This is a genomic window from Microbacterium sp. ZW T5_45, assembly GCF_044987415.1.
Taxonomy (GTDB): domain Bacteria; phylum Actinomycetota; class Actinomycetes; order Actinomycetales; family Microbacteriaceae; genus Microbacterium.
In genome coordinates this window covers 17,600-42,382 of the sequence record NZ_JBJDRJ010000006.1, presented here as the reverse complement: position 1 = coordinate 42,382, position 24,783 = coordinate 17,600, and the positions used below count along the sequence as shown (strand labels likewise).

26 protein-coding genes and 1 pseudogene are annotated in these 24,783 nt (G+C 65.6%); 8 read left to right on the top strand and 19 right to left on the bottom strand.

Annotated features, from left to right (window positions below; translation table 11 throughout):
- Nucleotides 1-218: 218 nt before the first annotated feature.
- On the bottom strand, nucleotides 219-1,580 hold the full coding sequence (locus ACI3KS_RS04335; RefSeq protein WP_404915572.1) for an acetyltransferase: 1,362 nt from the start codon (nucleotides 1,578-1,580) through the stop codon (nucleotides 219-221).
- A gap of 634 nt (nucleotides 1,581-2,214) precedes the next feature.
- Here ACI3KS_RS04335 and ACI3KS_RS04330 point away from each other — a divergent pair.
- Nucleotides 2,215-2,379 carry a hypothetical protein gene (locus ACI3KS_RS04330; RefSeq protein ID WP_164479568.1) on the top strand — a complete coding sequence of 55 codons (165 nt, stop codon included), beginning with the start codon at nucleotides 2,215-2,217 and terminating at the stop codon, nucleotides 2,377-2,379.
- On the opposite strand, the gene ACI3KS_RS04325 is transcribed toward ACI3KS_RS04330, so the two are convergent.
- From ACI3KS_RS04325 to ACI3KS_RS04315, 3 genes are read right to left on the bottom strand one after another with little or no spacing between them, the layout of a single operon-like run.
- Nucleotides 2,380-3,381 carry a diacylglycerol/lipid kinase family protein gene (locus ACI3KS_RS04325; RefSeq protein WP_404915570.1) on the bottom strand — a complete coding sequence of 334 codons (1,002 nt, stop codon included), beginning with the start codon at nucleotides 3,379-3,381 and terminating at the stop codon, nucleotides 2,380-2,382.
- Nucleotides 3,378-4,478: a fatty acid desaturase family protein gene (locus ACI3KS_RS04320; RefSeq protein WP_404915568.1), complete on the bottom strand. Its 1,101-nt coding sequence runs from the start codon at nucleotides 4,476-4,478 to the stop codon at nucleotides 3,378-3,380. Before ACI3KS_RS04320 ends, ACI3KS_RS04325 begins: the two co-directional genes overlap by 4 nt.
- 33 nt (nucleotides 4,479-4,511) lie before the next feature.
- Entirely contained in the window at nucleotides 4,512-5,063 is a 552-nt protein-coding gene (locus ACI3KS_RS04315; protein WP_404915566.1) for a hypothetical protein, read from the bottom strand.
- Between the two features lie 768 nt (nucleotides 5,064-5,831).
- On the opposite strand from ACI3KS_RS04315, the gene ACI3KS_RS04310 reads away from it, so the two are divergent.
- Complete coding sequence (locus tag ACI3KS_RS04310; RefSeq protein ID WP_404915564.1) at nucleotides 5,832-6,488, top strand: hypothetical protein; 657 nt, start codon at nucleotides 5,832-5,834, stop codon at nucleotides 6,486-6,488.
- A gap of 537 nt (nucleotides 6,489-7,025) precedes the next feature.
- On the opposite strand, the gene ACI3KS_RS04305 is transcribed toward ACI3KS_RS04310, so the two are convergent.
- The 3 genes and pseudogenes from ACI3KS_RS04305 to ACI3KS_RS04295 all read right to left on the bottom strand — a co-directional run bounded on the left by ACI3KS_RS04305 (nucleotide 7,026) and on the right by ACI3KS_RS04295 (nucleotide 9,961).
- Nucleotides 7,026-8,218, bottom strand: a protein-coding gene (locus tag ACI3KS_RS04305) for an IS3 family transposase (protein WP_404915562.1) whose coding sequence is annotated in 2 segments (ribosomal slippage) — nucleotides 7,026-7,931 and nucleotides 7,934-8,218 — 1,191 coding nt in all. Because the reading frame shifts where the segments join, the coding sequence is not laid out codon by codon here.
- A 58-nt stretch (nucleotides 8,219-8,276) separates the two neighbouring features.
- Nucleotides 8,277-9,299 (bottom strand): annotated as a pseudogene (locus tag ACI3KS_RS04300) (AMP-binding protein); the annotation flags it as partial.
- Nucleotides 9,296-9,961, bottom strand: a complete 666-nt coding sequence (locus ACI3KS_RS04295; protein WP_404915560.1) for a hypothetical protein — start codon at nucleotides 9,959-9,961, stop codon at nucleotides 9,296-9,298. The gene ACI3KS_RS04295 and the pseudogene ACI3KS_RS04300, both read right to left, overlap by 4 nt.
- 132 nt (nucleotides 9,962-10,093) lie before the next feature.
- Here ACI3KS_RS04295 and ACI3KS_RS04290 point away from each other — a divergent pair, with 132 nt between their 5' ends.
- Nucleotides 10,094-10,288 carry a three-helix bundle dimerization domain-containing protein gene (locus ACI3KS_RS04290; protein ID WP_404915558.1) on the top strand — a complete coding sequence of 65 codons (195 nt, stop codon included), beginning with the start codon at nucleotides 10,094-10,096 and terminating at the stop codon, nucleotides 10,286-10,288.
- A gap of 322 nt (nucleotides 10,289-10,610) precedes the next feature.
- On the opposite strand, the gene ACI3KS_RS04285 is transcribed toward ACI3KS_RS04290, so the two are convergent.
- From ACI3KS_RS04285 to ACI3KS_RS04275, 3 genes are read right to left on the bottom strand one after another with little or no spacing between them, the layout of a single operon-like run.
- Nucleotides 10,611-11,615, bottom strand: coding sequence for a M56 family metallopeptidase (locus tag ACI3KS_RS04285; RefSeq protein WP_404915556.1), 1,005 nt, complete (start codon nucleotides 11,613-11,615; stop codon nucleotides 10,611-10,613).
- Nucleotides 11,612-11,989: a BlaI/MecI/CopY family transcriptional regulator gene (locus ACI3KS_RS04280; protein WP_404915554.1), complete on the bottom strand. Its 378-nt coding sequence runs from the start codon at nucleotides 11,987-11,989 to the stop codon at nucleotides 11,612-11,614. The genes ACI3KS_RS04285 and ACI3KS_RS04280 overlap by 4 nt, the downstream gene beginning before the upstream one ends.
- Entirely contained in the window at nucleotides 11,986-12,567 is a 582-nt protein-coding gene (locus ACI3KS_RS04275; RefSeq protein ID WP_404915552.1) for a hypothetical protein, read from the bottom strand. Before ACI3KS_RS04275 ends, ACI3KS_RS04280 begins: the two co-directional genes overlap by 4 nt.
- A gap of 116 nt (nucleotides 12,568-12,683) precedes the next feature.
- Here ACI3KS_RS04275 and ACI3KS_RS04270 point away from each other — a divergent pair, with 116 nt between their 5' ends.
- Genes ACI3KS_RS04270 through ACI3KS_RS04255 form a run of 4 tightly spaced genes read left to right on the top strand, consistent with a single transcriptional unit; the run spans nucleotide 12,684 to nucleotide 15,834 of the window.
- Nucleotides 12,684-13,418: a DsbA family protein gene (locus ACI3KS_RS04270; RefSeq protein ID WP_404915550.1), complete on the top strand. Its 735-nt coding sequence runs from the start codon at nucleotides 12,684-12,686 to the stop codon at nucleotides 13,416-13,418.
- A 1-nt stretch (nucleotide 13,419) separates the two neighbouring features.
- Nucleotides 13,420-14,289 carry a cytochrome c biogenesis CcdA family protein gene (locus ACI3KS_RS04265; RefSeq protein WP_404915548.1) on the top strand — a complete coding sequence of 290 codons (870 nt, stop codon included), beginning with the start codon at nucleotides 13,420-13,422 and terminating at the stop codon, nucleotides 14,287-14,289.
- Nucleotides 14,286-15,449, top strand: a complete 1,164-nt coding sequence (locus ACI3KS_RS04260; protein WP_404915546.1) for a hypothetical protein — start codon at nucleotides 14,286-14,288, stop codon at nucleotides 15,447-15,449. Before ACI3KS_RS04265 ends, ACI3KS_RS04260 begins: the two co-directional genes overlap by 4 nt.
- 49 nt (nucleotides 15,450-15,498) lie before the next feature.
- Nucleotides 15,499-15,834 carry a hypothetical protein gene (locus ACI3KS_RS04255; protein WP_404915544.1) on the top strand — a complete coding sequence of 112 codons (336 nt, stop codon included), beginning with the start codon at nucleotides 15,499-15,501 and terminating at the stop codon, nucleotides 15,832-15,834.
- Between the two features lie 32 nt (nucleotides 15,835-15,866).
- Here ACI3KS_RS04255 and ACI3KS_RS04250 read toward each other — a convergent pair whose 3' ends face one another.
- From ACI3KS_RS04250 to ACI3KS_RS04230, 5 genes are all read right to left on the bottom strand, one after another.
- The gene (locus tag ACI3KS_RS04250) at nucleotides 15,867-16,142 is read right to left on the bottom strand and encodes a metal-sensitive transcriptional regulator (RefSeq protein ID WP_404915542.1); all 276 of its coding nucleotides are present in this window, start codon (nucleotides 16,140-16,142) and stop codon (nucleotides 15,867-15,869) included.
- Entirely contained in the window at nucleotides 16,132-16,449 is a 318-nt protein-coding gene (locus ACI3KS_RS04245) for a hypothetical protein (RefSeq protein ID WP_404915540.1), read from the bottom strand. Before ACI3KS_RS04245 ends, ACI3KS_RS04250 begins: the two co-directional genes overlap by 11 nt.
- 21 nt (nucleotides 16,450-16,470) lie before the next feature.
- Nucleotides 16,471-16,746, bottom strand: a complete 276-nt coding sequence (locus tag ACI3KS_RS04240) for a rhodanese-like domain-containing protein (RefSeq protein ID WP_404915538.1) — start codon at nucleotides 16,744-16,746, stop codon at nucleotides 16,471-16,473.
- Between the two features lie 98 nt (nucleotides 16,747-16,844).
- Nucleotides 16,845-18,263 carry a rhodanese-like domain-containing protein gene (locus ACI3KS_RS04235; protein ID WP_404915536.1) on the bottom strand — a complete coding sequence of 473 codons (1,419 nt, stop codon included), beginning with the start codon at nucleotides 18,261-18,263 and terminating at the stop codon, nucleotides 16,845-16,847.
- A gap of 118 nt (nucleotides 18,264-18,381) precedes the next feature.
- Nucleotides 18,382-18,762 (bottom strand): thioredoxin family protein, encoded by a 381-nt coding sequence (locus ACI3KS_RS04230; RefSeq protein ID WP_404915534.1) that lies wholly within the window; start codon nucleotides 18,760-18,762, stop codon nucleotides 18,382-18,384.
- Nucleotides 18,763-18,996: 234 nt separating this feature from the next.
- Here ACI3KS_RS04230 and ACI3KS_RS04225 point away from each other — a divergent pair, with 234 nt between their 5' ends.
- Nucleotides 18,997-20,277 (top strand): bifunctional o-acetylhomoserine/o-acetylserine sulfhydrylase, encoded by a 1,281-nt coding sequence (locus ACI3KS_RS04225; RefSeq protein WP_404915532.1) that lies wholly within the window; start codon nucleotides 18,997-18,999, stop codon nucleotides 20,275-20,277.
- 54 nt (nucleotides 20,278-20,331) lie between these two features.
- Here ACI3KS_RS04225 and ACI3KS_RS04220 read toward each other — a convergent pair whose 3' ends face one another.
- The 4 genes from ACI3KS_RS04220 to ACI3KS_RS04205 form a co-directional block, all read right to left on the bottom strand.
- The gene (locus ACI3KS_RS04220; RefSeq protein WP_404915530.1) at nucleotides 20,332-21,411 is read right to left on the bottom strand and encodes a LacI family DNA-binding transcriptional regulator; all 1,080 of its coding nucleotides are present in this window, start codon (nucleotides 21,409-21,411) and stop codon (nucleotides 20,332-20,334) included.
- A 19-nt stretch (nucleotides 21,412-21,430) separates the two neighbouring features.
- Nucleotides 21,431-22,378, bottom strand: coding sequence for a carbohydrate ABC transporter permease (locus tag ACI3KS_RS04215; protein WP_404915528.1), 948 nt, complete (start codon nucleotides 22,376-22,378; stop codon nucleotides 21,431-21,433).
- A 3-nt stretch (nucleotides 22,379-22,381) separates the two neighbouring features.
- A complete protein-coding gene (locus ACI3KS_RS04210) occupies nucleotides 22,382-23,356 on the bottom strand; it encodes a carbohydrate ABC transporter permease (protein ID WP_404915525.1) in 975 nt (324 codons plus the stop codon).
- Between the two features lie 72 nt (nucleotides 23,357-23,428).
- Nucleotides 23,429-24,733, bottom strand: coding sequence for an ABC transporter substrate-binding protein (locus ACI3KS_RS04205; protein WP_404915523.1), 1,305 nt, complete (start codon nucleotides 24,731-24,733; stop codon nucleotides 23,429-23,431).
- Nucleotides 24,734-24,783 lie beyond the last annotated feature (50 nt).

The following is a 24,783-nucleotide window of genomic DNA, read 5'->3' as shown; positions in this document are numbered from 1 at the left end:
AACTATCGACGCAGGGCAACCATTTGCGGCGTCTCTTCTCAGCGGAAACACGAGATGGCCCCCGCTCGAGCCGGAGCTCAGCGGGGGCCATCTCTGTTTCTGAAGTCGCGGAGTCACGAAGACCCGTTCCCATGACTGCCACCGCTTCAGCGGCAGTCCCCCAGGTCTACGACGATACTCCGACGTGCTGGGATGCGCCTGGGGGCGATGGAAGGCCGTCACCGCGAGGCGGGAAGCACCAGGTGCAGCAGCGGGTACGGACGCCCTGCCTCGTCGGTCGGGCTTCGTCCGTCGATCTCGAAGTCGCGGCGTTGATAGAAGCGCACGGCTGAGGTGTTCTGCTCGTTGACATCGACCGTGCCGACCTGGAGTTCCGCGATGGCGTGTCGCAGAAGCGCCGTGCCGATTCCACCACCGTGATGTTCCGGCTCGACGAACAGCATCTCCAGCGAACCGTCGAGCACGCCGCTGAATCCGACCGGCCGGCCGCCGGCCTCGGCGACCGAGAGCACCACAGCCGGGAAGTACTCGGCGCTGAGCCGGGACTCGATGTCGTTCCTGTCGCCGATGGTGAGGAAATCATGGGTCGCGTCGACCGCGTGCCGCCAGATGGCCACCAGGGTCGGGTACTCCGACTCGCCTCTCGACGGCCGAATGCGCACCGACTCATCTCGCACGGGCTTCGACGCCGTCGAGATCGTCCGGTCGTCGATCGCGCGGATGACGGCGGCCATGTCGAGCGAGCCGTCTCCACGGCGGACGGCCTCGTCGTAGAGATCCCGGCAGACGTCCAGAAGTGGACTGGCGATGCCGCGCGCCCTCGCGGCATCCGTGATGAGCTCGCTGTTCATCAGCACATCCCGGATCGCCGCTTGCGGCGTCCAGTCGTCCTCGGCGATCTTCGCGCTCTTCACTCGGGAGATCGGAGAGGACATCTGGCCGGCATCGAGCACCTGACGGAGGACGTCACGGGAGAGCCCGTGCCGCTGCGCGAAGTGGAACGACTCCGCGAGACCTGTGACGACGGCGATGAGGAACACGTTGACGGAGAGCTTCATCGTGAGCGCCGCCGGCACCTCACCGCAATAGGTGAGGGATGCGCACAGATGCGCGATGACGGGCGACACCTGTTCCACGGCTCGTTCCGAGCCGGCGAGCATTCCCACGAGGACTCCGTCTTCGGCGGGACGGCGTGAACCCGAGACCGGCGCCTCGACGAACGAGCCGCCTGCGGCCCGGATCTCGTCGGAGAGGCGTCGTGAATATGCGGGCGGCACCGTGCCCATGTTGACGATCGTCTTGCCCGAGAAGAGTTCGGCACGGGGCCGTCCCGCCGATCCGAGCACCGCGTCGACGGCATCCGTATCGGCGAGCATGAGTATGACGACCTGCGAGCGGTGGAAGACGTCCTCCACGGTGGGGGCGATATCCGCACCCGCCCGAGCCAGCTCATCCAGCGCTCGCGGCGACCTGTTCCACACGACCAGGGGAACTCCTGCGCGAGCCAGGCGGGTCGCCATGGGCTCGCCCATGATCCCCAGCCCGATGAACCCGACGCTCTGGTTCGACTGATCCATCATGGCCACATCGTATCCGCGCCGGCGATGGAGGCCATCGCGATACGGGCCTCATCTTGGGTTCGCGTTGCCGGATGCATGGATGAACTCGCCGACCGCTTCAGAGGTTGGCAGGTCGATCCGGAGCCGGATGCTTCCCGTCTGCGGTCCTATGCCGTTGACGATCGCTGCCCCGCCGAGTTGGTCGAGAAGCGGTCCTATGACGTCTGCCGCATCTGTGGACAGATGGCCGACGCCGCGTCCGTTGGAGGTGACGGCGACCCCTGCGGGGGATCGTCCTGTGCGGGGCTGGGTGCGGAGGACGTAGGCGCGAGGGGCTTGGCTGTCGCGCTCGCGATCGTTCACGAGGTAGTGGGTTCGTTCCAGTGCGACAGGCCGTGTCGCAAGGTGCCGGAGATCGGGTAGTTCGTGGTGGCGGCTGATGCGACCGGTGGTGAGGTGGAGAAGTTGTTCCCACCATGCGGGCATGAGCGTCTCTTCTCCTCGGATCGGTATGCCATCACCGAAGCGGAGCATCCCCTCCACTATGTCAGCCCGTGCTGTGAATCCTCCGGTCAGCCGCAGGCCCGACACATCGCGCAGAGGCAATGTCACTGATCACCGGATTTCTCGGGTGATCGAGCGTAGGGTGAGGAGCATGTGGACAGTTCTTCTCATCCTGCTTGTGGCATGGGTGGTGCTGTCGATCGTGGGATTCGTGTTCGAGGGCCTGCTCTGGTTGGCCATCATCGGAATCGTGCTCTTCGTCGGCACCCTGATCTTCGGGATCCTCCGGCAGCGCGCCAAGCGCGCCAAGGCGTAGTCACCCTTCCCGGTTCGTTGCGGCCGACACACGCACGCGCAGGGCGCCAGGGCGGACGCTGACGCGAACACGGGCGATGTGACCGAAGCTGTCGCCGTCGAGTTCGATGAGGTGAGGAGCGTCGAACCGGGCTTCGAACCGGTGCCCTTGAACGTAGGCGAGTGCGTGGAGGTCAGGCCTCTGCTGCAGGAGTCTGCGACTGAGCGGGGATCGGCGGGCGAGGCCTTGCAGGGTGAGGCGGGTTCCGATCCGCGCCCACCCGAAGCGGCCTGTCGGGCGCATCATCACGACGTCCAACAGTCCGTCATCGATGATCGCGGCGGGGATCAGCAACATGTTCCCGGTCAGGGTTCCGCAGTTTCCGACGATGACGGTGTGCGCCCGGGTCGACCTCACCCGCCCTCCGTCGATCCGATAGTCGAGATGGAAGAGCTTGTTCGCGATGACCGAGCGGGCGATCGGCGTGATATACGCGAACCAGCCGAGATGCTTCTTCGCGATCGTGCTCGTGCTCTCCGCCATCTCCGCGTCCAGCCCGATGCCCGCCATGACCATGAACGTGTGCGTGCGGCGAGCGCCGCTCTCGTCCTCCAGCTCAGCCACTCCGACATCCACGGATCGGTCCTCACCTGCGAAGGCAGCGGAGACGCAGGCGGCGATGTCGTTGAGCGGCGCACCGACATCGCGAGCAAGAAGATTGCCGGCGCCCAGGGGAACCAGCGCGATCGGAACCCCGGTCCCGTGTACCACCTCCGCGACGGCTCGGACCGTACCGTCGCCGCCTGCCACCATCACCACCGCCGGGTCAGCAACGAGAGCATGCTCCGCGGCAGCCCGGCCTGCGTCGTCGCTGTTGGTCTCGTACCAGCGCGTCTGCGCCCACCTGTGCTGGGCCTCACGCTCCGCAACCAGGGGGCGAAGCCGCTCCAGCGGGGTCTTCACGGGGTTGTAGACGACAGCGGCGTGTCGTCGCCCGGCTGCCGGGTGATCGTGCGTGCTCACTGCGGGACTGCGGTGATGTAGCGGCGCTGCTCGACCAAGGGGCAGGTGAACACGTCGCGCTCCCCGAGTCCGACGCGGTTGATGTACCGCACGATGATCACATAGGACGCCAGCAGCCCGGTCTGCACATACGGCACATCGTGGCTCCGGCAGTACGCGGCGATGATGGGCGCTGCCTTGCGCAGGTGAGGTCGCGGCATGGAGGGGAACAGATGATGCTCGATCTGATAGTTCAGCCCGCCCATCGCGGTGTCGAGCAGACGGCCACCCCGGACGTTCCGGCTCATCATCGCCTGCCGGCGCAGGAAGTCGAAGCTCGCGTCTCGGGGCACGATCGGCATCCCCTTGTGGTTCGGGGCGAACGAGACGCCCATGTAGAAGCCGAAGAGCCCGAGCTGTACCGCAAGGAACACGAACGCGATGCCCGGCGACAGCACGAGGAAGATGAGCACAGGGAACCCGGCCAGCCGGATCAGGAGGAACCCGATCTCGACCCATCGCCTGCTCAACGGCCCACGGGTGACCACCCGGCGGACCCCGGACGCATGCAGCGAGACCCCTTCCAGGAGCAGTATGGGGAAGAAGAAGATGCCCTGGTGCGAACGCAGCCACGATAGAACCCGTCCTCTCGGCGCGGCACGCTCCGGGGCGACGACGATCACCGGTAGTTCGATGTCGGGATCGGCGCCCAGCTTGTTCGGATTCGCGTGGTGGCGCGTGTGCTTGTGCTGCCACCATCCATAGCTCATCCCGACCAGCAGGTCGCCGAGGACGAGGCTCACCCAGTCGTTCCACTTGCCCGAGACGAAGATCTGCCGGTGCGCCGAATCGTGCCCGAGAAAGGCGATCTGCGTGAACACGATGGCCAGGAACGCCGCCGTGAACAGTTGCCACCAGGTGTCACCGATCCACACGAACGCCAGCAGACCTCCGGCGAGCACGAGCGGTAGGCCGATCAGTTTCGACCAGTAATACCCGTATCGGCGACGCAGCAACCCCTGATCCCGGATCGTCTTCGCCAGAGCAGTGAAATCGCTACCGGTCCGGCTGCCGCGTCGATCTTCTGAACGCGATGTGGTCGAACGAAACCCATCCATGATGCGCTCCACGTTCGAAGGTCACAGACGTCGTCAACGCCCGTGACCGCTCTCGTCTGCCCGGTCGTCGATACGGGCACGATCGTCGGTCGCCGCAGATCGCTGATCCGGCTCAGATCCCGTTCCCGACGCTTCATCCGCAGAGGTGCGGAAAGTCACCGACTCCGCCAAAGCCGCGACAGAGGCCGCTCTGTCCTGCTCACCCGCGGCCGCCGCGCGGAATCGCACCGCAGCCGCGTCCTGCCGCGCCCGGACATCATCGCTGATCTCCGCAAGACGGTCAGCGAGCACGCCACCGAGACCGTCGCGCAACTCCTCGAGATTCGTGTTCGCGATCTCCATACGACGATCCGAGATCGTCAGCTCAACGGTCGAGTATCCTGCCCGCGCGAGACGATCCCGTGTCTCGCTCCCCAGGATGTCCGTGATCTCGTCACGCTCGGGGCGACGTGTGAACACCGCCTCCACCGTGTAACGATCCGGGGCCTCATCAGTCATCAGCGCCGCAGGCAACGAACCCACCAGCACCGATCCCAGGCCCAGCGTCGCGGTATCCGTACCGCTCGTTCGTGTCTGTGTCTCCATGACCCGACGTTACGCCCCTAACATGTACGGCTCACAGGTTCACGCGAACGTGCGCGCGTCGCTGAGGACCACCCCAGAAACATCCTCGCCCCCTGTGTCAGAGCACGCTCGAGACGTAACGACTTCGGCTCGCATGAAGCGCCCTGAGTCGCCCCGGGCATGTCCGGAGACTGGATGCTTCAGCAAGATCAGCCTCGTGGGACGTCCCAGAAACCTTCTGACGCCCTCGCCGCTCTCCGGACATGGACAAGGCCCGGAGACTCTTGCGAGTTTCCGGGCCTTTCTCGGCCGGGCTGACAGGATTTGAACCTGCGACCCCTTGACCCCCAGGTAGACGGTTCAGCTCAGATCCTTGATTTTCCGGGCTTCCCTGCCCCTCAAACGGCCCTATTTCACGTCATGGATTGCATGGTTTGCATGCATCAGGTCCCGGCCAGGTCCCGGTTCTTCGTAGCCGACCGCTGATCCGTCAGGGGTTTGCGTGGGGTTTACGAGAGGCTCACCGCGCTCCCTCCTCAACCATCAGGTACGACTGGAATCACGAGCTCGGGGACGCCGCGTTGCACGACATACACGCGCGAATCATTGGGATCCTGAGCGAAGACGGAGCGACAGGCTCGGTCGAGGCCCGCCCCGTCCCTCCGACGTCATGGCATCATCTCGGGCTCGATGCATCCATCGTTCACAAGAAAAATTGGGAACCCATTCACAAGAAAAGTTGTAGACTGGTTCGCAGGAAAAGTTGCAGATCGGATGAGAGGTCGGACGGTGAAGAAGAATGAGCTGGTGTGGCGCGAGCTCGTTGATGCTGCCGTCATGCGTGAGCAACGCCGATGGGACAACGTCGATGACCTCGCTTGCCGTGCGGGCGTCGCCTCCACGACTGCCTCCTACGCGCTCCGTCGACTGATCGAGATCGGGGCTATCCAGCAGCATCACGCGGGCTTCAGCGTCGTGAACCCGGAGAAGGTGCTCACCCTGTTTTGCGCTGCACGCAGCATCATGACCGACACACACGCAGCGCTGACGCTGGATAGTGAGGACCTTCGTCACCTCCTTGACTCGTTCCCGAGCCACGGGGTGATCCTCGGCGGTGCTGCCGCATCGGTGAGATTGCTTGGCGGGGCAAACACTGTGTCTGACTACTCCGAGCACGTGCTCTACCTCCGAGACAGCCAGGCAACCGCGGCCATGGATGACATGTTGTCGCGCATGGAAGTCACTCGCCACACAGGGTACGGTCGCGATCGCGGCAACGTCACGCTCCTGCGGGCAGACCCTCGAGCTGCACGCACCTGGCCAGACCACACCCCCTTCGCGCAGACCTACGCGGACCTGTTCGCCACTCCCGGCTGGCAAGCCTCTGAGTTCCGGCTAGCGCTCAACGAAAAATTCTTAGGCAAACGCGACTGGGACCAGGAGTAACCACGATGATTCTGACCGAAGACGAACTCGGACGCGTTCAAGGACTACTCGACCACCTCGGCTACGACCTGGAACCATCAATCCTCATCGGCGGATGGGCCACACAGATGCGAGTCGGCGGCGACGTCAGCCGCGACATCGACCTCATCATCATGGACCCCCAAACTCCGTCAGAAACTCAGGGACGTCCTGCCCGACTACAGCGAGAACACCATCCACAGCGGCGGACGCAAGGGACGCGGCACCAAAGACGGCGTGCACGTCGATGCCTACATCCCCTGGGAATCAGCACTGGGCACCAAACTGCGACTCAAAAGTCGAGAAGCTCATCGACCACACGGAACCCGCACCGGTGAAGGGATGGCGACTGCTCAACATCCACGCCCACACGGCGACCAAGATCGCCGCGCTCCTCGACCGCCCAGACACCGAGAAAGGCGAGAAAGACGCCCGAGAGATCGACCGACTCCTACAAAACGGTGCAGCACCAGTCGAAACGATCGCCGGGTCTGCTGCACGGATAGGTGACAGTTTTGGTTAGGCCGCGAGGGCCAGGGTCTTGGTCATGATGGTCTCGAACTCGACCGGTGTCAAACGGCCCAGCGCTGCCTGTCGCCGTCGCCGATGGTAGGTGCGTTCGATCCAGGTCACGATCGCGATGCGCAGCTGCTCCCGGGTGGTCCAGGAGCGGCGGTTCAGGACGTTCTTCTGCAGCAGGCTGAAGAAGCTCTCCATCGCCGCGTTGTCGCCGCAGGACGCGACTCTGCCCATCGATCCGACCAGGCGGTGCCGGGACAGAGCGCGCAGGAACTTCCGGCTGCGGAACTGCGATCCGCGGTCCGAATGGACCACGCAGCCGGCGACGTCACCACGCATCGCGACGGCGTTCTCGAGCGCGCTGACCGCGAGACTCGACTTCATCCTGGAGTCGATGGAGTATCCGACGATCTTGTTCCCGAACACGTCCTTGATCGCGCAGAGGTAGAGCTTGCCCTCCGCGGTCTTGTGCTCGGTGATGTCGGTCAACCAGAGTTGGTTCGGGCTGTTGGCGGTGAACTCGTGCCGCACCCGGCCGTTCTCGTCGGTCACAACGCAGAGGTCGTCATGGACCGCGGGCCCGGGCCTCGTGCCGTTGCGGCCACGCTTCTTCCCGAACACGGACCACCATCCGTTCGAGGAGGTGATCCGCCACGCGGTCCGGTCCGCCATCGCCTGCCCCGCGTCGCGGGCCTCATCGGCCAGAAGCCGGTGCCCGAACTCCGGGTCATCACGATGCGCATCGAACAACGCGTTCGCGCGATACGCCTCCACCACCTCACTCTCCGTGACGGGGTTCGCCAGCCACCGGTAGTAAGGCTGGCGGGAGAGCTGGAGGACCCGGCACGTCACCGCGACGGGGATCCCGTCAGCGGCGAGCTCTGTCACGAGCGGGTACGTCATTTTCCCGGCAGATGCGCCTGCGCGAAATACGCCGCCGCGCGGCGCAGTACCTCGTTCTCCTGCTCCAGCAGACGAACCCGCTTACGCAGCTCACGGGCCTCGTCGGCCTCGGCCCGGGTCACGCCCGGCTTCGCGCCGGTCTCGACGGCGGCCTCGCGGACCCAGTTCTGCAGGCAGGTCTCACTGATCCCGAAGTCCGCCGCGATCTGACGCAACGGAACTCCGGGTTCACGGTTCACAGCGACGCGCACGACGTCGTCACGAAACTCGCGCGGATAGGGCTTGGGCATGATGACATCCTCCCAGCAGCACCCTCAGGCACCACAGATCAGGTGTCACCTATCCGTGCAGGCTCCAGCCGTCCAGCGGGAGACCGATTCGTACCGGACCTTCGCCATCCAGCAAGGCGGCGCACGCCACGACCGTCGCCTCCGTCGGACCGTACGTGTTCCAGAGCTCGCGTCCATCGGCGACCAGCCGGGAGACGAGCTCCGGTGGGCACGCCTCGCCCCCGAAGATCAGGAGGCGCACATTCTCGATGGCATCCTGCGGCCACAGCGCGGCGAGCGTCGGCACCGTCGACACCACGGTGATCCCATGACCGAGGAGCCACGGCCCCAGGTCCTCGCCCGAGCGCACCAAGGCCCGTGGAGCCGGGACCAGGCACGCGCCATGCCGCCAGGCGAGCCACATCTCCTCGCAGGACGCATCGAACGCGACGGAGAGGCCGGCCAGTACCCGGTCGCCGGGGCCGAGCGGTGCGCCCTGCAGGAAGAGGCGCGCCTCCGCATCGACGAAGGCCGCGGCGGAACGATGCGTCACCGCGACGCCCTTCGGCACACCCGTCGAGCCGGAGGTGAAGATGATCCATGCATCCTGATCGGGCGTCGGCGGAGGGACCGTGGGAAGCGTGCTCGTGCTGGGGTGCGGGGCCTCGCCGTCGAAGAGCCTCCTGCTCGTCGCCGGCCGCGCGTCCGCGTCCCGCGGCTCATAGCGCCCTCTGCCGGTGATCACACCGACGACCGCGGCTTCGCGGAAGACCAGATCCGCACGCTCCGGCGGGTCGTCCGCATCGACCGGCACGTAGGCCGCACCGGCCGCCATGATGCCGAGGATCGACACGTAGAGCTCTCGATCGCCCGACGGCATGCGGACGCCGACCCGATCTCCCGCCTGCACGCCGAGCGCGTGCAGGCGTGCGGACGTCTGCCGGACGAGCGCCATCAGCTCGGCGTAGCTCAGCGCGCCTGCCGCATCCTCCAGAGCCGAAGCCTGCGGATACTCCGCCGCCGACGCCCGGAGGATGTCGATCAGCGTTCGCGGGTCGGTCGCAGCCGTCGAGCGGTCCAGATACTCCTGCACGGCGGTCAAACGGAGAGCAGATCGAGCAGCTGCGCCTTGGTGAGCCTCGTGTATCCGGAAAGTCCGCGGTCCCGGGCCTGCGCGCGCAGCTGGATCACCGTGAGCCTCGAGAGGTCGGTCGACGATCCGGCCTTCTGCGGGCTCGTGCGTACCGGCGCGGCCGGCTTCGTCGGCGGGATCACGACCGGCTTCTCGGCGGCGATTGCGACAGGCTCCGCCGCCGGGATCGCGTCGGGCTGAGCGCCCGGGATAGCTGCATCCACCGGCGCCGGAACGGGCGTCTGCTCCCGCTCGACCTTCGGCGCCTTCGGTGCCTTCTGCGCATCCTTCTCGGTCGATTTCGCGGCAGCCTTCTTCGCAGCCTTCGCCGCCTTCTCGGCGGCCCGCTTCGCGGCATCCGCTTCGGCGGCGAGTCGTGTCTCGATCTTGCCGGCGGCCTTCTCGAGGCGGCCGATCGCGGCGACAGCCTTCTTCTCGACCTTGCGCGGACTGCGCTCCACCTTCTTCTTCTTCGCACCGGCGACGTCCTTCGCCTCAGCGGCGAGATCGCGGAGCTTCTTCGCGTCCTTCTTCGGCAGCGTCCTGCTCAGGCGCTTCGCATCCTTCGCGGCTTCCGCTGCGGCATCCAGAGCTGCGTGGGCCGACTTCACGGCCTTCGTCGTCTTCGCCATCGTGACTCTCTCCACTCCACCGGCGCGCCGAGGGGAACGACACGCTGCTTGCGGCGCACAGCGTACCGCGTCAACAAGAACAGTTGGAGAACTCGCTCATCGGCAGTGGCTATGCGGCATAGCATGTCGACTGTGGCAACCAACATCGACCCGGACGAAATCGTGAAGCAGGTCACCGACCGCATCTCGGAGAGCTATACCGAGGTGAACCGCGAGCACATCTCGTCGCTGGCCAGGGAGGAACTCGAGAAGATCTCGAGTAGCAGGGTCACTGACTATTTCGCGGTGCTCACCGAGCGCGCGGTACGGAGTCGGCTGAAGGCTTGATCGTTGCGGCCAGGTCGCGTATTCGATGCCAGGATCGACTCACTTCGTCGCCCGACTCTTTCCAGCGGACATCGAGACATGGATGCGCATCCAGGCACTGCGGTCGTCCTCGGTCAGATCGCCGCCGACGATGCGCAGCCCGAACGTCCGCAGAAGACACAGCTCAAGAAGGCTGTCCGCCGAGCCCTGGGGTAACCTGGCCAATTCGCGTTCGGATGACGAGCTCCAAGTGCCCTGATCGAGCCATGAGTGTTATCGGTGGAGCTTCCCGACCCTCACCCGTTAGACGATCACCTCACCGCGGAGGCGAGACAATCGGAAGTCACGAGGCCGGGAGGTGGCAACCAGTGAGGATCACGGAGAGGTAAGGTCCGTGGACGGCAACGGCAGCAGCGCTGAACGCCGCGAGGAGAAGTGCGAGCGCGGCAGCGGGGAGCACGGCTGGACGCAGGCGCGGCGGGCGGACGAGGCGCGCGATCCGGTCGGTGCCTGCGGCGTGCAAGACAGGACTGGCCGTGTCATGCACGTGGGCAGCGGTGAAGACCTTGTCGGGGCTGCCGAGCTTGAGTAGGGCGCCGGCCAGCGTCGGGGTTCCGGTCTGTCGTCGGGCAGCGTTGTCGGCGGCGATCTCCAGGTAGTGCGGGACGGCGTGCGCCACGTCCCTGGCCAGCGGCACCCACCGCAAGGACGCGGTCATGAGATCGAGGAGAGAGAGGACGAGGTGGTGCTTGCCGCGCACATGCTCCTGCTCGTGCGTGAGAACGGCCGCGAGCTCATCCGCATCCAGGACGGTGACGAGGCCGGTGGAGACGACGACGCCCCCGGATCGTCGCGGCAGCGAAAATGCGATCGGCCGTTCGTCATCGAGGACGAGGACTCGGTGTTCGCTCACGATCTGCAGCCGTGCGGTCGCAAGGATCTCCCGGGACAGTACCCGGGTACGCCGTCGGATAGCGAGCGACCGCCTGATGCCGATCGCTGTCGCGACGAGAGCTCCGAGCGCTGGGAGAAGGAGCAGCAGTGCCGAGGGGATCACGGTATCGATGGTTCCGACGGTTCCAAACGGGCTGGCAGCGGCAAGGCAACGCTGGCAGACGTCCGCGGCAGGGGCGGGAAGAATGCTGGGGCCGGTCACTGTCCACGCGAGCATGAGACTCAGGGACGCGACGGACAGCGCCCAGAAGCCGACACCTGCGACGAGCACCATGACGGCCAGACGAGGCACGCGCATGAGCAACGGCGCTGCCGTCCGAATCAGCCGGGGCCCGGCGAACGCGCTGATGACGAGCACCAGCGCGAGCACGGACGGGACCAGGACCGCGTTCATCCGTCGTCCTCCCGCCCAGCGAGATACTCCCGCAGAAGCTGGACATCGCGGGGGTCGATCGCGTGGATGAAGTGCAGGATGGATGTGGCTCGGTCGTTGCTGGTGGACAGCGCCTGCTCCATCAGTCGGGCCGCATGCATCTCGCGGGTGCAGCGAGGCGCGTACCGGACGGAACGCCCTTCCTTCTCGGGGCGGACGAGCCGCTTGCGTTCGAGGTTGCCCAGGACTGTGGCGATCGTGGTGTAGGCGTGCGTGCCGCCGAGACTGTCGATCAGTTCGCGGATACTCACCGGCGCCTGGTCCCACAGGACATCCATCACCTGCTGTTCCAAGGTGCCCAGGCGCAGCGGTCCGCCGCGTTCTTCGCTCGTCATACGGGCACTGTCTCTCGTGCGGCAGGCAGCGGGCACGCGACCTGTCCCTTGAGCCGCCAGACGACAGCGACCGTGGAGAAGACCATCGCGGTGATCGCGAGCACGGGCTGCAGGGGGGCGAACCAGGTCAGCGCACCGGTATAGCCGAGCGCCAGGAGCGCGATCTTGTTGCAGACCGGACATCCCACCGCAAACCAGGCGAGCAAGCCCCCGGCGACGGCGAACCGCCCACCCCTGCGATCACTGGCGCCCTCGCCGTTCGCGAGTATCGCCGAGCCGTCGGTGGGTTCATCGGCAACGGACCCATCCGCGTCGCGCGGACGGATATAGGTGGCGGTCAGAATGCCGGTCATCGCGGATGTGAGGATCCACACCGGGTAGTTCCACCACACCGGAGGGATGTCACGGGCGAAGAACGAGTTCGGGATCAGCACCGTCGCCACCCCGATCACTAGCGCGGTGGCGAGAGCGGCGACGACCGCGGTGATGATCTGCCTTGGCCCCCAGGAACGCAATGCCCGCGCAGCGATAACAACGGATGACATCTGCCGGCTGACCCAAGCGGTGAAGCGACTCATGTGACTACTATGCCTCATGGTCTACTATCTTACATAGTCAACTATGTAAGATAGTAGACCGATTCTCGGTGCAACCGTTCCTGTGGCGCCGGGCACAACGATGAGGAGCGTCCTGCATGACTGAGCCGAAGACGAGCCGGAAGGCTTCCGGATGGTTGGTGCCCGCTGGCATCCTCCTCATCGCTGCCCTGCTGTTGGCCCTCGTGGTTCTGCAGGTGCGGGACCAGACCACGCCTCCCGCGGCGGAGGCCGGCGGCGAGACCATGGACGGGTTGACGGCCGTGCCGCCGGAGCGTCCCGAGCTGAAGGAGATCGAGCGGCGAGACCCGGACGACGTCGAGGCGGCCGGCCCCGAGGACGCACCGGTCGCCCTGGTGGTGTTCTCCGACTACCAATGCCCGTTCTGCGCGAAGTGGAGCCAGGACACGCTCCCGGAGATGATGGAATATGCCGAGGCGGGTGATCTGCGTATCGAATGGCGCGACATCAATATGTACGGTGAGCCCTCGGAACGTGCGGCGCGCGCCGCGCATGCCGCCGGCCTGCAGGGGCAGTACTGGGAGTTCCACGACGCGCTGTATGCGGGCGGGGAACACCGTCCCGCCGATCAGCTGACCGACGAGGCTCTTCAGGACCTGGCCGGGCAACTCGGGTTGGACGTCGACCGCTTCGTCGCCGACATGGGCTCTGCCGCGGTTCGTGAGCAGGTCGAGAAGACCGCGCAGGAGGGACGAGACCTCGGCGTCACCGGCACGCCGTCGTTCATCCTCGATGGACGGGCGGTTGTCGGCGCGCAGCCGAGCAGCGTGTTCACGGACATCATCGAGAACGCGCTGTCGGAGAAGGACTGACGTGGAGATCGGCTTCGTCACGGCATTCTTGGGCGGGATGCTCGCTCTGCTCAGCCCGTGCAGCGCATTGCTTCTGCCCGCCTTCTTCGCATCGACGGTGGGAGTCCGGCTACGGCTGCTCGCGCACGGCGCCGTGTTCTATCTCGGCCTGCTGGTCACTCTGGTGCCGTTCGGGCTGGGTATCGGCGCCCTGGGATCCCTCATCATGTCCGAGCGAGGCCTGATCATCGCGGTCACCTCGGTCGTACTCGTGACGCTGGGGGTCGCGCAGATCTTCGGTTTCGGATTCGACCTATCCCGCCTGTTCCCGGGTGCGTCGGCGCTTCAGCAGAAAGCCGCCACCGGCACGGGCCTGGTGCGCACCTTCCTGCTCGGAGCGGTCGGCGGGGTCGCGGGCTTCTGCGCCGGCCCCATCCTCGGCACGATCCTGACGATCGCGCTCGCCCAGGGCGATCTATGGAGCGCGGGCGTGCTGCTGGCCGTCTACGGCGCGGGCATGGTCGTCCCCCTGGTGGTGATCGCCGCGGTGTGGCAGCGGCTCGGAGCACGTGGGCGTGGGATGCTGCGTGGCCGCACGTTTCACGTGCACGGACGGGAGTTCCACACCACCTCCGTCATCACCGGTCTTCTGATCGCCGGGGTGGGGGTGCTGTTCTGGTTCACCAACGGCCTGGTCAGCCTGCCTAGCCCGGTCCCCACCGATCTGCTGAGCTGGCTCCAGGTGCGTGGCGAGCTCCTGGCGGATCCGGTCTTCGACATCATCGCGATCTTAGCGCTCACCGTCCTCGCTTTGGTCGGGTGGGCACTCGCCCGCAGACGGTCCCGAGCCCACCGGGCGGATCCGCAGCCAGCTGCGGAGGCCAGATCATGACCAGACGATCGCTCCTGCGAGGAGTCACCGTTCTCGCATGCGCGACCGTAGCACTCTCCGCCTGTTCCTCCGACGGCATCGTTGACGGCAGGCCAGCAGATCTCGATCCGACCCCGTACGGGGTCGACGCCCCGGCTCCCACAGCAGCAGCGACGAACCTCGCACTGCCGGAGGAGTTCGAAAACGCGCCCCTTCTTGATCCGGGGTGGATAGCAACCCCTCAAGAGGCGGGCGGGATCTTCCTCGGCCTGCGCGAGGAAACCGACCGAGTGGTGTTCAGCGCGGTATCGGATACCGGCTCCGTGCTGTGGGAGGCAGAGCGGCCGATGATCTGCTCCGCATCCGTTGCCACCATGGCCGCGGATCGACCCATCGGGGTGCTCATGGACCTCAGAGCGGGTACGGACACCTTCGTCGTCTCCACGGCGACCGGGTACGACCTGCGCACCGGAGAGGAGATCTGGGGACCAGTGAAGGTGCCCGGCCCGCACCAGGGACCCGGATTGGTGTTCGCCGCACCGCCGGAGCAGTTCATGGGCAGCAGCGGGCCGCGCGTTGCCCTCGACCCGTCCGCCGGGACGATCCTTGCGGACGAGCGAGAACTCCCCGGCGCCCGCATCGTCGGAGAACAGGGCGGCATCGTCCTCATAGCCGATCAGGACGAGCTCACAGCGACGAGCGACGGCGAGCAGGTCCTCTGGTCTCTCCCGCTCGAGGAAGTGGGATGGGCCACGGCCGGGGCGAGCGTGATGGAGGACATACAGCTCAGCGACGACGCAGCGATGCTCGGCGACGCAGCTTCCGGGTACACCCTCATCCGGCTCGGCGACGGTGCGATCCTCGCCCGCGACGTGCAAGACGCCACCGTCGACGACTCCACAGGCACGCTCATCGCTCTCGGCGACCACCTGACCGGCTACGACGACACCGGCGCTCTGGCCTGGGAGCACGATTCGCCAGCGGACAGCACCCTCGTCTCCGCCGGCCGTGGCGCACTCTATCTACGTACGCCCGACGGCATCCATGTATACGACAGCGCCACCGGCACAGCCCGTGCAACCGCTCTGCGCGTCGACGTGCCTGACCGAATCACCAGCCGCGGAGCCGCCCTCATCGGACCCACCGGGCGTCCCCTCCTCGTCGTCGTCAGTGACCGCTGACCCCTCGCCCACACGGCGCATTCGTGTCGCCGTGACTGAAAGGAAAACCATGAAAGAGAACCAGTCCAGAGGCCGCGCCGTCGTCATCCACGCCTTCGACGCCCCCGAAGACGTCCCTCGCGCCGTGGGCACCGCCTCGACGCTGCGCGAAGCATTCCCCGACGCCCGGGTGCGCATCATCGTCAACGGTGCAGCCCTCGGCGCCGTGCCCGCGCTGGCGCCGGAGGATGTACCCGACGGCGTCGAGGTCGGCGTCTGCCGGATAGGACTGCACCGCCGCAACATCGACGAGGCCGATATCCCCGACGGCGTCGAGATCATTCCCACTGCTCCCGTTGCCATCGTCGAGGAACAGTGGGCCGGAGCCGCCTACATCCGACTCTGAGCTGAGCGGGCGGTCGCGACCACCCGCTCAGCTCAGGCAAGGGAAAGGAACAGCTTCTCCAGTTCCAACGTCGTCAATGGATCGTCCTCATCTCCCGGGGCGGGTTCGGCGAGGCACTCCTCCATCGCAGTTGCGACGACGACGAATCCGGCTCGCCGCAGCGCGTGCGTCACTGCGGAGAGCTGGGTGACCACATCGCGGCACGGCGCGTCCGCCTCCACCGCGGAGATCACCGCGTCCAGCTGTCCCCGTGCTCGTCGAAGACGGTTCGCCACACGCCTCTTGGCTTCGACCGATTCAGCGCTCATCACATTCCCCCTTCCTCCCCGACGCGGTGATGTCAACGAGATCCCTCGCGTCCATGAACGTCACCTCAACCGGCTCTCCCGCGTCCTGATCGGCAGACCCCGGGGAGAGCGGGCACCGTCCCGTGACCGCCATCGCAGCGATCCCCAGGGCGAGCACACCAGCAACGATCGCGATGACGGGCTGGCTCCATCCTGCACCCACCGCGAATGCCGCGACTACCACGGCAACGACGCCCTGCACGGTGCGCACACCGTATCCGGAGCGGCACATTGCCACCCGATTCAATTTACGGAACATGTCGATCAATCTCCTCACAAGATTCGATGTTCATCGGACGATCGGAAGGCCAATGGCATCGGCGGCGTCAGCCAGCGAGCCGAGGTTGGTCAGCGAGGTGAACCCGGCCCGCTCCATAAGCTCCAGCGCCTGCCCGGAGCGATTCCCGGAACGGCAGTAGAGCAGGTAATCGGCATCGGGATCGAGGTGTGGCACCGCAGCGGCGACCTCGCCGCCAGCGTAGTCGAGCAATCGGGCGCCTGCGAGGTGCCCACTCGCGTACTCGTCAGGCGTGCGCACGTCAAGGATGATGGTGTCGTCGTCCAAGGGATCTCTCTTTCTGCCAGAAGGGGTCTCAGCCTCATTCGAGGCCGAGTGGTGTGATCGCTACGATGAACCGTATGATTCCCTTGCGTCCCGCGGAATCATGATGCGACCGGGATATTCCCGGAAATCGCGGTCCATCCGAGGTAACTGCCGTCGAGTTCGGCGATGTCGTATCCGGCACGGCGCAACGCGCTGGCTGTGACGCTGTTGCGCACCCCGCTTTGACAGTAGGTGACGATGGTGCCGGCGTTCGTCGCGGGGAGCTGGTCAAGATGCCAGAGCACGCGACCGCCGGAGAGCTGCTCGGCGCCAGGAAGGTGGCCGGCCGCATACTCGGCCTTGTTGCGGACGTCGAGCAGAAGCACACGCTCGAACCGGTTGAGTTCCTCCGGCCTCACGATCGTCGGTGTGACGAGGTCGATGCTCTCGAGGGAGGTGATGAACCCGCGCACGGTGTCGATTCCGACGCGGAGCAGATGATCCCGCAGCTCTTCGGCTTCCTCGCGCGAAGAGGAGAGCAGCACGAGCGGGCGATGCTCTGCCTCAGGGTTATAAACCCATGCGCCGTAGCTGGCCGCCTTCGCGACACCCGGGATGTTCAGCGACCGCGTCACTGTACCCGTGTGCACGTCGTCGTGGGTGCGGGTGTCGACGAAGATCGCCCGGTCGGCAGCGACCTCGTCGGCCAGTTCGGCGGCCGTGTACTCGTGCAGCACGGGTGCCTTGCCGATCACCTTCGGGCCGATCCGGTTCTGCGTCTTCATGCGGCCGAAGTAGGCGTGCGCGTCAGGCTGCCCGTGCAGCAGATCGTCGATGAATCCCTGCTCATCGTCGTCTGCGAGGTATTTCGCCCACCAGGAGAAGCGACGCTCGTAGCCGACCGTAGACGCGGCGATCGATCCCAGCGCTTTGCCGCAGGCCGACCCGGATCCGTGGGCGGGGAGCACCTGTACGTAGTCGGGCAGGGTCAGGAAGCGGTTACGGAGACTTGCGAACAGATCCCTGGCTCCCTGAAAGCGGGTGTCGACGCCGCCAGCGGCCTCATCGAGCAGATCCGGGCGTCCAAGATCACCGACGAACACGAAATCACCGGTGAGCATGAACCCGGGCTCGTCCGACTGTGCGCCGTCCGTGACGAGAAAGGACAGGTGCTCGGGAGTATGGCCAGGAGTGTGCACCGCCTCGACGGTGATGTTGCCGAAACGGATGCGGTGCGCGTTCTTCATGCGCACCGCATCGTCGAAGCCGCTGCCGTACGTCCAGTCGGGACCGCCCTCGTCGCTGACATAGACGGCGGCACCGGTCGCGGCTGCGAGCTCGCGGGTGCCGGAGAGATAGTCGGCGTGGATATGCGTCTCCGCGACCGCGACGATACGCATGCCGTTCTTTTCGGTGATGTCCAGATAGACACCGATGTCGCGGCGCGGGTCGACGACGAGCGCCTCGCCTGTCGTCTGGCAGCCGATGATGTAGCTCGCTTGAGCGAGATCCTCGTCGTAAATGCGTTCCAGCAGCATGGTTGGTCCTCTCGGCTATCGCCCGAACATGCGGGAGTGGATGGTCGCCCTGCACACACGGCAGGTGACCGCTCTGCACATATCTCTGATCACCACTCTCCGCGGCGAACAGCCACGCTCACGGCATGGAGCCCCCGGCGCGGGTGGCCTCCTCGACCTTGGTGCGCACCTCGTCCATGTCCAGGCCCCGGACCCCGGAGATCACCTGTCCCAGCTGCACCGGACCCAACGCCCCGGGCTGGGAGAAGACGAGGATGCCGTCGCGGAACGCCATCAGCGTCGGGATCGAGGTGATCTGGAAGCTTGCAGCCAGCTCGCGCTGCGCTTCGGTGTCCACCTTCCCGAAGACGATGTCGTCGCTATCCTCGGAGGCCTTCTCGAACACGGGCCCAAAGGCACGGCACGGCCCACACCACTCCGCCCAGAAGTCGAGCAGAACGATACCCTCGCCCTCGATAGCGCTCTGCAGGTTGTCCTTGGTGATCTCGATCGTTGCCATGGAACCAAATATACCCCCAAGGGTATTATTCCAACAGCCGATGTCGTAATTCACTGGTCCAAGCGCATACTCTCCCGCGCAACGACACGGTGGCATCCTGGAGATCGTGGCGGACGCCACATGGCCGCCGAAGGCGCAAGAACCGATCAACGCAACTAGAATGCATCTTGCGTCCAAACTGACCTCCAGTCGAAGCGGAGACGCGACGAGAAGTGAAGGCGGAGGAGCCCAGTCATGCAGGAATGGCGATTCGAGACACGGCAGATCCATGCGGGCGCGGCACCGGATCCGACGACGGGCGCCCGAGCTACGCCGATATACCAGACGACGTCGTACGTGTTCGAAGATGCCGACCAGGCCGCCGACCTCTTCTCGCTGTCACGGCCCGGGAACATCTACACCCGAATGATGAACCCGACCACCGCGGTCGTCGAGGAACGCCTGGCCGCGCTAGAGGGCGGTACCGGCGCACTGATGCTCGCCAGCGGCCAGTCTGCGGAGACCGTTGCCGTGCTGAACATCGCTGGCGCCGGCGATCACATCGTCTCTTCAAGCGGCATCTATGGCGGCACACACAACCTGTTCGCACACACCCTGGCCAGGCTTGGCATCGAGACGACATTCGTGCGCGATCAGGACGATATGGATGAGTGGCGGCGAGCCATCCGCCCTAACACCCGCCTGCTGTTCGCCGAGACGATCGGCAATCCGCGCACCGATGTGCTCGATATCACTGCCGTTGCGGAAATCGCCCACGACGCCGGTATCCCCCTGGTCGTGGATAACACGATCGCCACCCCGTACTTGATCCGTCCGTTCGAGCACGGCGCGGACGTCATCATCCATTCGGCAACGAAGTTCCTCGGCGGGCACGGAACCGTGCTCGGTGGGGCGATCGTCGACGGCGGCCGATTCCCCTGGTCCGCGCATGCGGACCGGTTCCCCGAACTCAACGCCCCCGACAAGTCGTACAACGGTCTCCGGTACACGGAGGCCGTCGGCGACGAACTCGCGTTCATCTTCAAAGCCCGCGTGCAGCTACTGCGCGACCTAGGCCCGGCAATCGCCCCGGCCAGCGCCTGGCAGATCATGCAGGGCATCGAGACTCTGAGCCTGCGGATGGAGCGCCACTGCAGCAACGCGCTCACGGTCGCAGCGTGGCTGTCGCAGCATCCGAGAGTAGCCATGGTCCATCACGCCGGACTTCCCGCATCTCCGTGGCATGCAGCCGCCAAGAAGTATGCGCCCAAAGGCGTCGGGTCGGTGTTCTCTTTCGAGATCGTCGGAGGCATCGACGCGGGCCGCGAGTTCGTCCGCAGCTTGTCCCTGTTCAGCCACCTAGCCAACATCGGCGACGTCCGTTCACTCGTCATCCACCCCGCATCGACCACGCACTCGCAACTGACGCCTGAACAGCTCCTGGATGCCGGGATCGCTCCGGGGATGATCCGCCTGAGCATCGGCCTCGAACACATCGACGACATCATCGCCGACCTCCAACAGGCATTGAACTAACCCGAGAAAACAGCTCCGTCCCTGCGGCGTGGGACGGAGTTGTCTTGTATGGGGCTAGATCGACGCCCGCACCACCAACTCCGTCGGCAAGGTCATGCGGCCGGCGGGTTGTCCGTCGATCACATCGAGCAGCATCCGCACCATCTCGTGGGCGATGCGCTCGAGCGGCTGACGCATGGTCGTGAGGGCGGGTTCGACCCGGGTCGCGATCGGGGCGTCATCGAACCCGGCGACGGCGACATCCTCCGGCACTTGTATACCGTGTTCGCGCAACACGTCCATCGCACCGACGGCCATCACATCGTTCGCCGCGAACACCGCATCGAGGTCCGGCACCCGGTCGAGCAGTTGCTCCATGGCACGGGCCCCGCTCGCGCGTGAGTAGTCGCCCTCGGCGACGAGCCGTTCGTCGAACGCGTCGCCGAGTTCGAGCCGATATCCCTCCAGGCGGCAGATGCCGCCGGAGGTGTCCAGGGGCCCCGTGATGGTGGCGATACGAGAGCGGCCGCGCAGGGACGAGTCCGACCGTTGCTGGGTCTCGACTTCTGAACCGCCCGCCGGTGCACGGCTGCCGTCGCGCAGGAACGCCACCATGTCGCGCGCGCCTTCAAGATCATCGGCGGCCACATATCCGATGCGCCGCTCGTAGCCAAGCGGTACCCCGCACGCCACCAATGGCAGCTCTGCGGCCACGAGCGTCTTCAGGAACCCTTCGCGCCCACGGTGCGACGAGACAAGCAACGCCCCGTCGACGTGTCCGGCCATGATGAACTCGGTCGCCCGCCGCTGCTCGTCATCGGAACCGGCCATGAGCAGTACGAGCGGGATGTCGCGTGCGGCGAGGGCATCGGCGGCTCCGCGCATGAGCACCGAGAAGTTGGGGTCCTCGAAAAGCCGATCCTGTGATTCGGTCAACAGAAACGCGACAGAGTTCGCCCGCGCTGTCGCGAGGTTCCGCGCGTGCGGATTAATCCGGTAGCCGGTTTTCTTGATCGCACGCTCGACGGCGACAGCGGCGGCGGGGCTGACCCAGTGCCCTCCGTTGAGGACACGTGAGACCGTGCCGCGCGAGACGCCGGACTCTCGGGCGACGTCGTCGATCGTCGGGCGCCGACGCGCGGAGGATTCTGTCACGACGATCAGCCTAGAGCTCTCACGCCTTCACCGCGCCGGCTGCAAGATCGACGCGCCAGTATCGCTGCAGCACGAGGAACAACGTGATCAACGGCAGGACCGACAGCAACGCGCCGATGATGACGAGAGTGTACATCGCTGGCATCGACGCCCCTTGGTTCAGCAGGCCGGAGAGACCGACCGTGATCGGGAAGAGTTCGTCGTTGCCGAGCATGATGTACGGCAGCATGAAGTTGTTCCATACGGCGACGAACTGGAAGAGGAAGATCGTCACGAGTCCGGGCCCCATCATCGGCAGGGCGATGCGGTGGAAGATATATAGTTCGCGCGCCCCCTCGGTGCGGGCCGACTCAATGATGTCTGTCGGCACCGCGGCCGCGGCGTAGATCCGCGCAAGGTAGATCCCGTACGGACTGATCAGCTGAGGCAGCAGCACTGACCAGTAGGAGTTCGTGAGGCCGGCCTGCGCGAGCAGCAGGTACTGCGGAATGGCGAGGATGACACCGGGCACGAGAACTCCCATGAGAAGCGCCTTGAACACGACCCCCTTGCCGGGGAACGTGTACCTCGCCAGCGCATAGCCGGACAGCGCCGACACGTAGGTCGAGATGATCGCACCAACACCGGCGTAGAGGGCGGTGTTCAGCATCCAACGCCAGTAGAGGCCGTCGCGATACTCGGTCAACGCGACGATGTTGTCCCAAAGGTGGGTGCTCGGCGCAAAGGTGAACGTCGAGAAGAGCTCGGAGGCGTCCTTCGTTGACGCGATCACCACCCAGGCAACCGGTAACAGGCAGTAGAGAGCGCCGAGCAGCAGCACCGCGGTCGAGCCGGCAGCGATCGGCACGCGTCGGTCGCCGCCGCTCGATCCAAACTGCCGACGGCTCCCTGCACGGCGCGCACGGCGAGCCGATGCCGTGTCGAGTTCGGGCAGCACGGCGGCGCGGGTCTCAGTGGTGATGGTCATGGCTCAGTCCTCCTGGCCGAAGGCGCGTCGCTGCACGACGCGAAGGAAGATGAAGGAGATTGCGAAGGTCGCCAGCGCGATGACGACGGATGTTGCCGCGGCCGAGTAGATGTCGTCGCGGATGAACGCGTCGCGGTACACGAGCATCAGCGGTGACCAACTGGTGGAGAGACTGTTCGTGAGCGGACGGAGCGTGGTCGGCTCGGCGAAGACCTGCAGAGTGGCGATCATCGAGAACAGTGCGGTCATGACGAGTGCGGGCATGATGATCGGTACTTTGATGCGCCAGGCGATCTGTACTTCGGATGCACCGTCAATGCGTGCCGCCTCGTAGATTTCGCTCGGCACGGCTTTCAGCGAGGTGTACATGACGATCATATTGAAGCCGACACCGCCCCAGAGCCCGATGTTCGCGATGGCGAAGACAACAAGGCCGGGTGAGAGCATCGACGGCACATCCCAGCCGAGGCGTTCGAAGATCCAGTAGAACGGGCTGACGGCAGGCAGGTACAGGAAGCCCCACAGCAGCGACGAGATGACAGCCGGCACAGCGTAGGGAAGGAAGATCGAGACGCGGGAGAAGCCCTTGGCGCCAGTGCGGCGGGCGTCGAGCAGCAATGCGAACAGCAACGCGAGACCGAGCATCGTGGGCACGAGGATGAGTCCGTATAGCAGCACCCGCCCGACGCTTGCGAGGAACTCGGGGTCGCTGAGGGCCGCGGCATAGTTGTCGAAGGCTACGAACTCCCGGGTGCGTGCGCCTGAGCCGAGCCCGAGCCCCTGCACGAACTCGCCCTGGAACGAGAGCCCGAACGTATAGAGGATCGGCGCCGCCATGAACAGGGTGAACAGGACGATGCCGGGGGTGAGCATCATCCACGGCGTGAGGTGGCGGCGAGCAGTGCCCGGCCTCCGCTGAGCGGGCTTGGCCGGTGTGCGTCGCGTCGCGTCGCGTGAAGCTTCGACCGTGGCGGTCATGTTCGTTCCTTCCGGGTGGTGCGGGTGCCGGTCGAGGAGTCATGTCGTGCGGACTCCTCGACCGGCGGCGATCTACTTGGTGACGGTGAAGCCGCTCGACTCGAGGTCGTCGACCGTGATCTTCTGCATCGCTGCGACCGACGCGGTGAAAGCGTCGGCGGTCTTCGCTTCTGCTGCCTTCGCGAACTCATCGTTGTAGGCGCTGAACGCGACGTTCACGTTCGGGCCGTACTGGAACGGCACGACGGATGCCGCGGCATCTGCTGCGATGTCGTAGAAGTCGGGCTGGTTGCTGAAGAACTCCGGTGCTTCTGTGAGGGCGGATGCTGCGGCATCCGTGGATGCCGGGTAAATGCTGGCCGTGTCGACCAGCACTTGCACGGCCTCTGGGTCGGTGTTCAGCCACGTCGCGAACTCGGTGGCAGCCTCGACGTGCTTGGACTGAGAGGTGACCGCCGTGGACGAGCCGCCCCAATTTCCATTCGTTGGTTCCCCGCCCCAGGTGGGCAGTGGTGCTGCCTTCCAGAGACCAGCGGTGTCGGCTGCGTTGCCGCTGAGCACACCGGGACTCCAAACTGCGCCGAGCCAGCCGGCCTGCGTGCCGTCGTTCAATGCGGCGTTCCACTCGGGCGTGTACATCGGCTTATTGTCGATGACGCCCTCTTCAACGAGGCCGCCCCAGAACTCGGCGACCTGCCTGGTGGGGGCCTCGTCGATACCGACGCCCCACGAATCGCTGTCGATAGACCACCACTCGGCCGCCGCCTGCTGCGCGAGCCCAGCGAACCAGCCAGCATCATTGGCAGAGAAGGTGCCCAGATAGGCATTCGGGTCGGCCGCCCGCAAAGCGCGAGCAGTCTCTGCGTACTCGTCCCACGTCGTGGGCACGGTGAGCCCGTGTTGCTCAAAGATGTCCGCCCGGTAGTAGAACATCATCGGCCCGGTGTCCTGCGGAATCGCGTAGACGGCGTCACTTCCGAGCGTGACAGAATCCCACACCCCCTCGGTGAACTCACCGGCGAGTTCACCGTCGATCGTGCCCGAGAGATCGGCGAGCGCCTCGGATGCCACCAGCGTCGGGATCTTCTGATACTCGGCCTGGATCAGGTCGGGCGCACCGCTGCCGGCCTTGATGGCGGTGAGGAGCTTGGTTATCGCGGGGTCACCGCCGTCCTGCTTGTTGACGGTGACCTGGATCTCGGGGTGCTCCTCGTTCCAGAGGTCGACCACCTCGTCGAGGTCGGCCCATGTCCAATAGGTGAGTTCGATCGGGTCCTCGGCGGTGCCCGCCGAACCTGTGTCTGCTGAGCAGCCCGTGATGATGAGCGCTGCTGTTGCCAGCGTCGCCACGGCGCCGCTGCGGAATGCTGCACGCATTCGTCCTCCTTGTCGAAAGCTGTGATTGCGGATGCCCGGCGGCCCCGCGA

Coding starts and splice junctions, on each gene's coding strand:
- ACI3KS_RS04255 (WP_404915544.1), top strand. CDS start 15,499: ATGAAAGAGAACCAGTCCAGAGGCCGCGCCGTCGTCATCCACGCCTTC.
- ACI3KS_RS04250 (WP_404915542.1), bottom strand. CDS start 16,142: ATGAGCGCTGAATCGGTCGAAGCCAAGAGGCGTGTGGCGAACCGTCTT.
- ACI3KS_RS04205 (WP_404915523.1), bottom strand. CDS start 24,733: ATGCGTGCAGCATTCCGCAGCGGCGCCGTGGCGACGCTGGCAACAGCA.
- ACI3KS_RS04215 (WP_404915528.1), bottom strand. CDS start 22,378: ATGACCATCACCACTGAGACCCGCGCCGCCGTGCTGCCCGAACTCGAC.
- ACI3KS_RS04320 (WP_404915568.1), bottom strand. CDS start 4,478: ATGGATGGGTTTCGTTCGACCACATCGCGTTCAGAAGATCGACGCGGC.
- ACI3KS_RS04270 (WP_404915550.1), top strand. CDS start 12,684: ATGACTGAGCCGAAGACGAGCCGGAAGGCTTCCGGATGGTTGGTGCCC.
- ACI3KS_RS04315 (WP_404915566.1), bottom strand. CDS start 5,063: ATGGAGACACAGACACGAACGAGCGGTACGGATACCGCGACGCTGGGC.
- ACI3KS_RS04295 (WP_404915560.1), bottom strand. CDS start 9,961: ATGGCGAAGACGACGAAGGCCGTGAAGTCGGCCCACGCAGCTCTGGAT.
- ACI3KS_RS04285 (WP_404915556.1), bottom strand. CDS start 11,615: ATGAACGCGGTCCTGGTCCCGTCCGTGCTCGCGCTGGTGCTCGTCATC.
- ACI3KS_RS04230 (WP_404915534.1), bottom strand. CDS start 18,762: ATGGCAACGATCGAGATCACCAAGGACAACCTGCAGAGCGCTATCGAG.
- ACI3KS_RS04335 (WP_404915572.1), bottom strand. CDS start 1,580: ATGATGGATCAGTCGAACCAGAGCGTCGGGTTCATCGGGCTGGGGATC.
- ACI3KS_RS04275 (WP_404915552.1), bottom strand. CDS start 12,567: ATGAGTCGCTTCACCGCTTGGGTCAGCCGGCAGATGTCATCCGTTGTT.
- ACI3KS_RS04330 (WP_164479568.1), top strand. CDS start 2,215: ATGTGGACAGTTCTTCTCATCCTGCTTGTGGCATGGGTGGTGCTGTCG.
- ACI3KS_RS04225 (WP_404915532.1), top strand. CDS start 18,997: ATGCAGGAATGGCGATTCGAGACACGGCAGATCCATGCGGGCGCGGCA.
- ACI3KS_RS04280 (WP_404915554.1), bottom strand. CDS start 11,989: ATGACGAGCGAAGAACGCGGCGGACCGCTGCGCCTGGGCACCTTGGAA.
- ACI3KS_RS04210 (WP_404915525.1), bottom strand. CDS start 23,356: ATGACCGCCACGGTCGAAGCTTCACGCGACGCGACGCGACGCACACCG.
- ACI3KS_RS04260 (WP_404915546.1), top strand. CDS start 14,286: ATGACCAGACGATCGCTCCTGCGAGGAGTCACCGTTCTCGCATGCGCG.
- ACI3KS_RS04235 (WP_404915536.1), bottom strand. CDS start 18,263: ATGCTGCTGGAACGCATTTACGACGAGGATCTCGCTCAAGCGAGCTAC.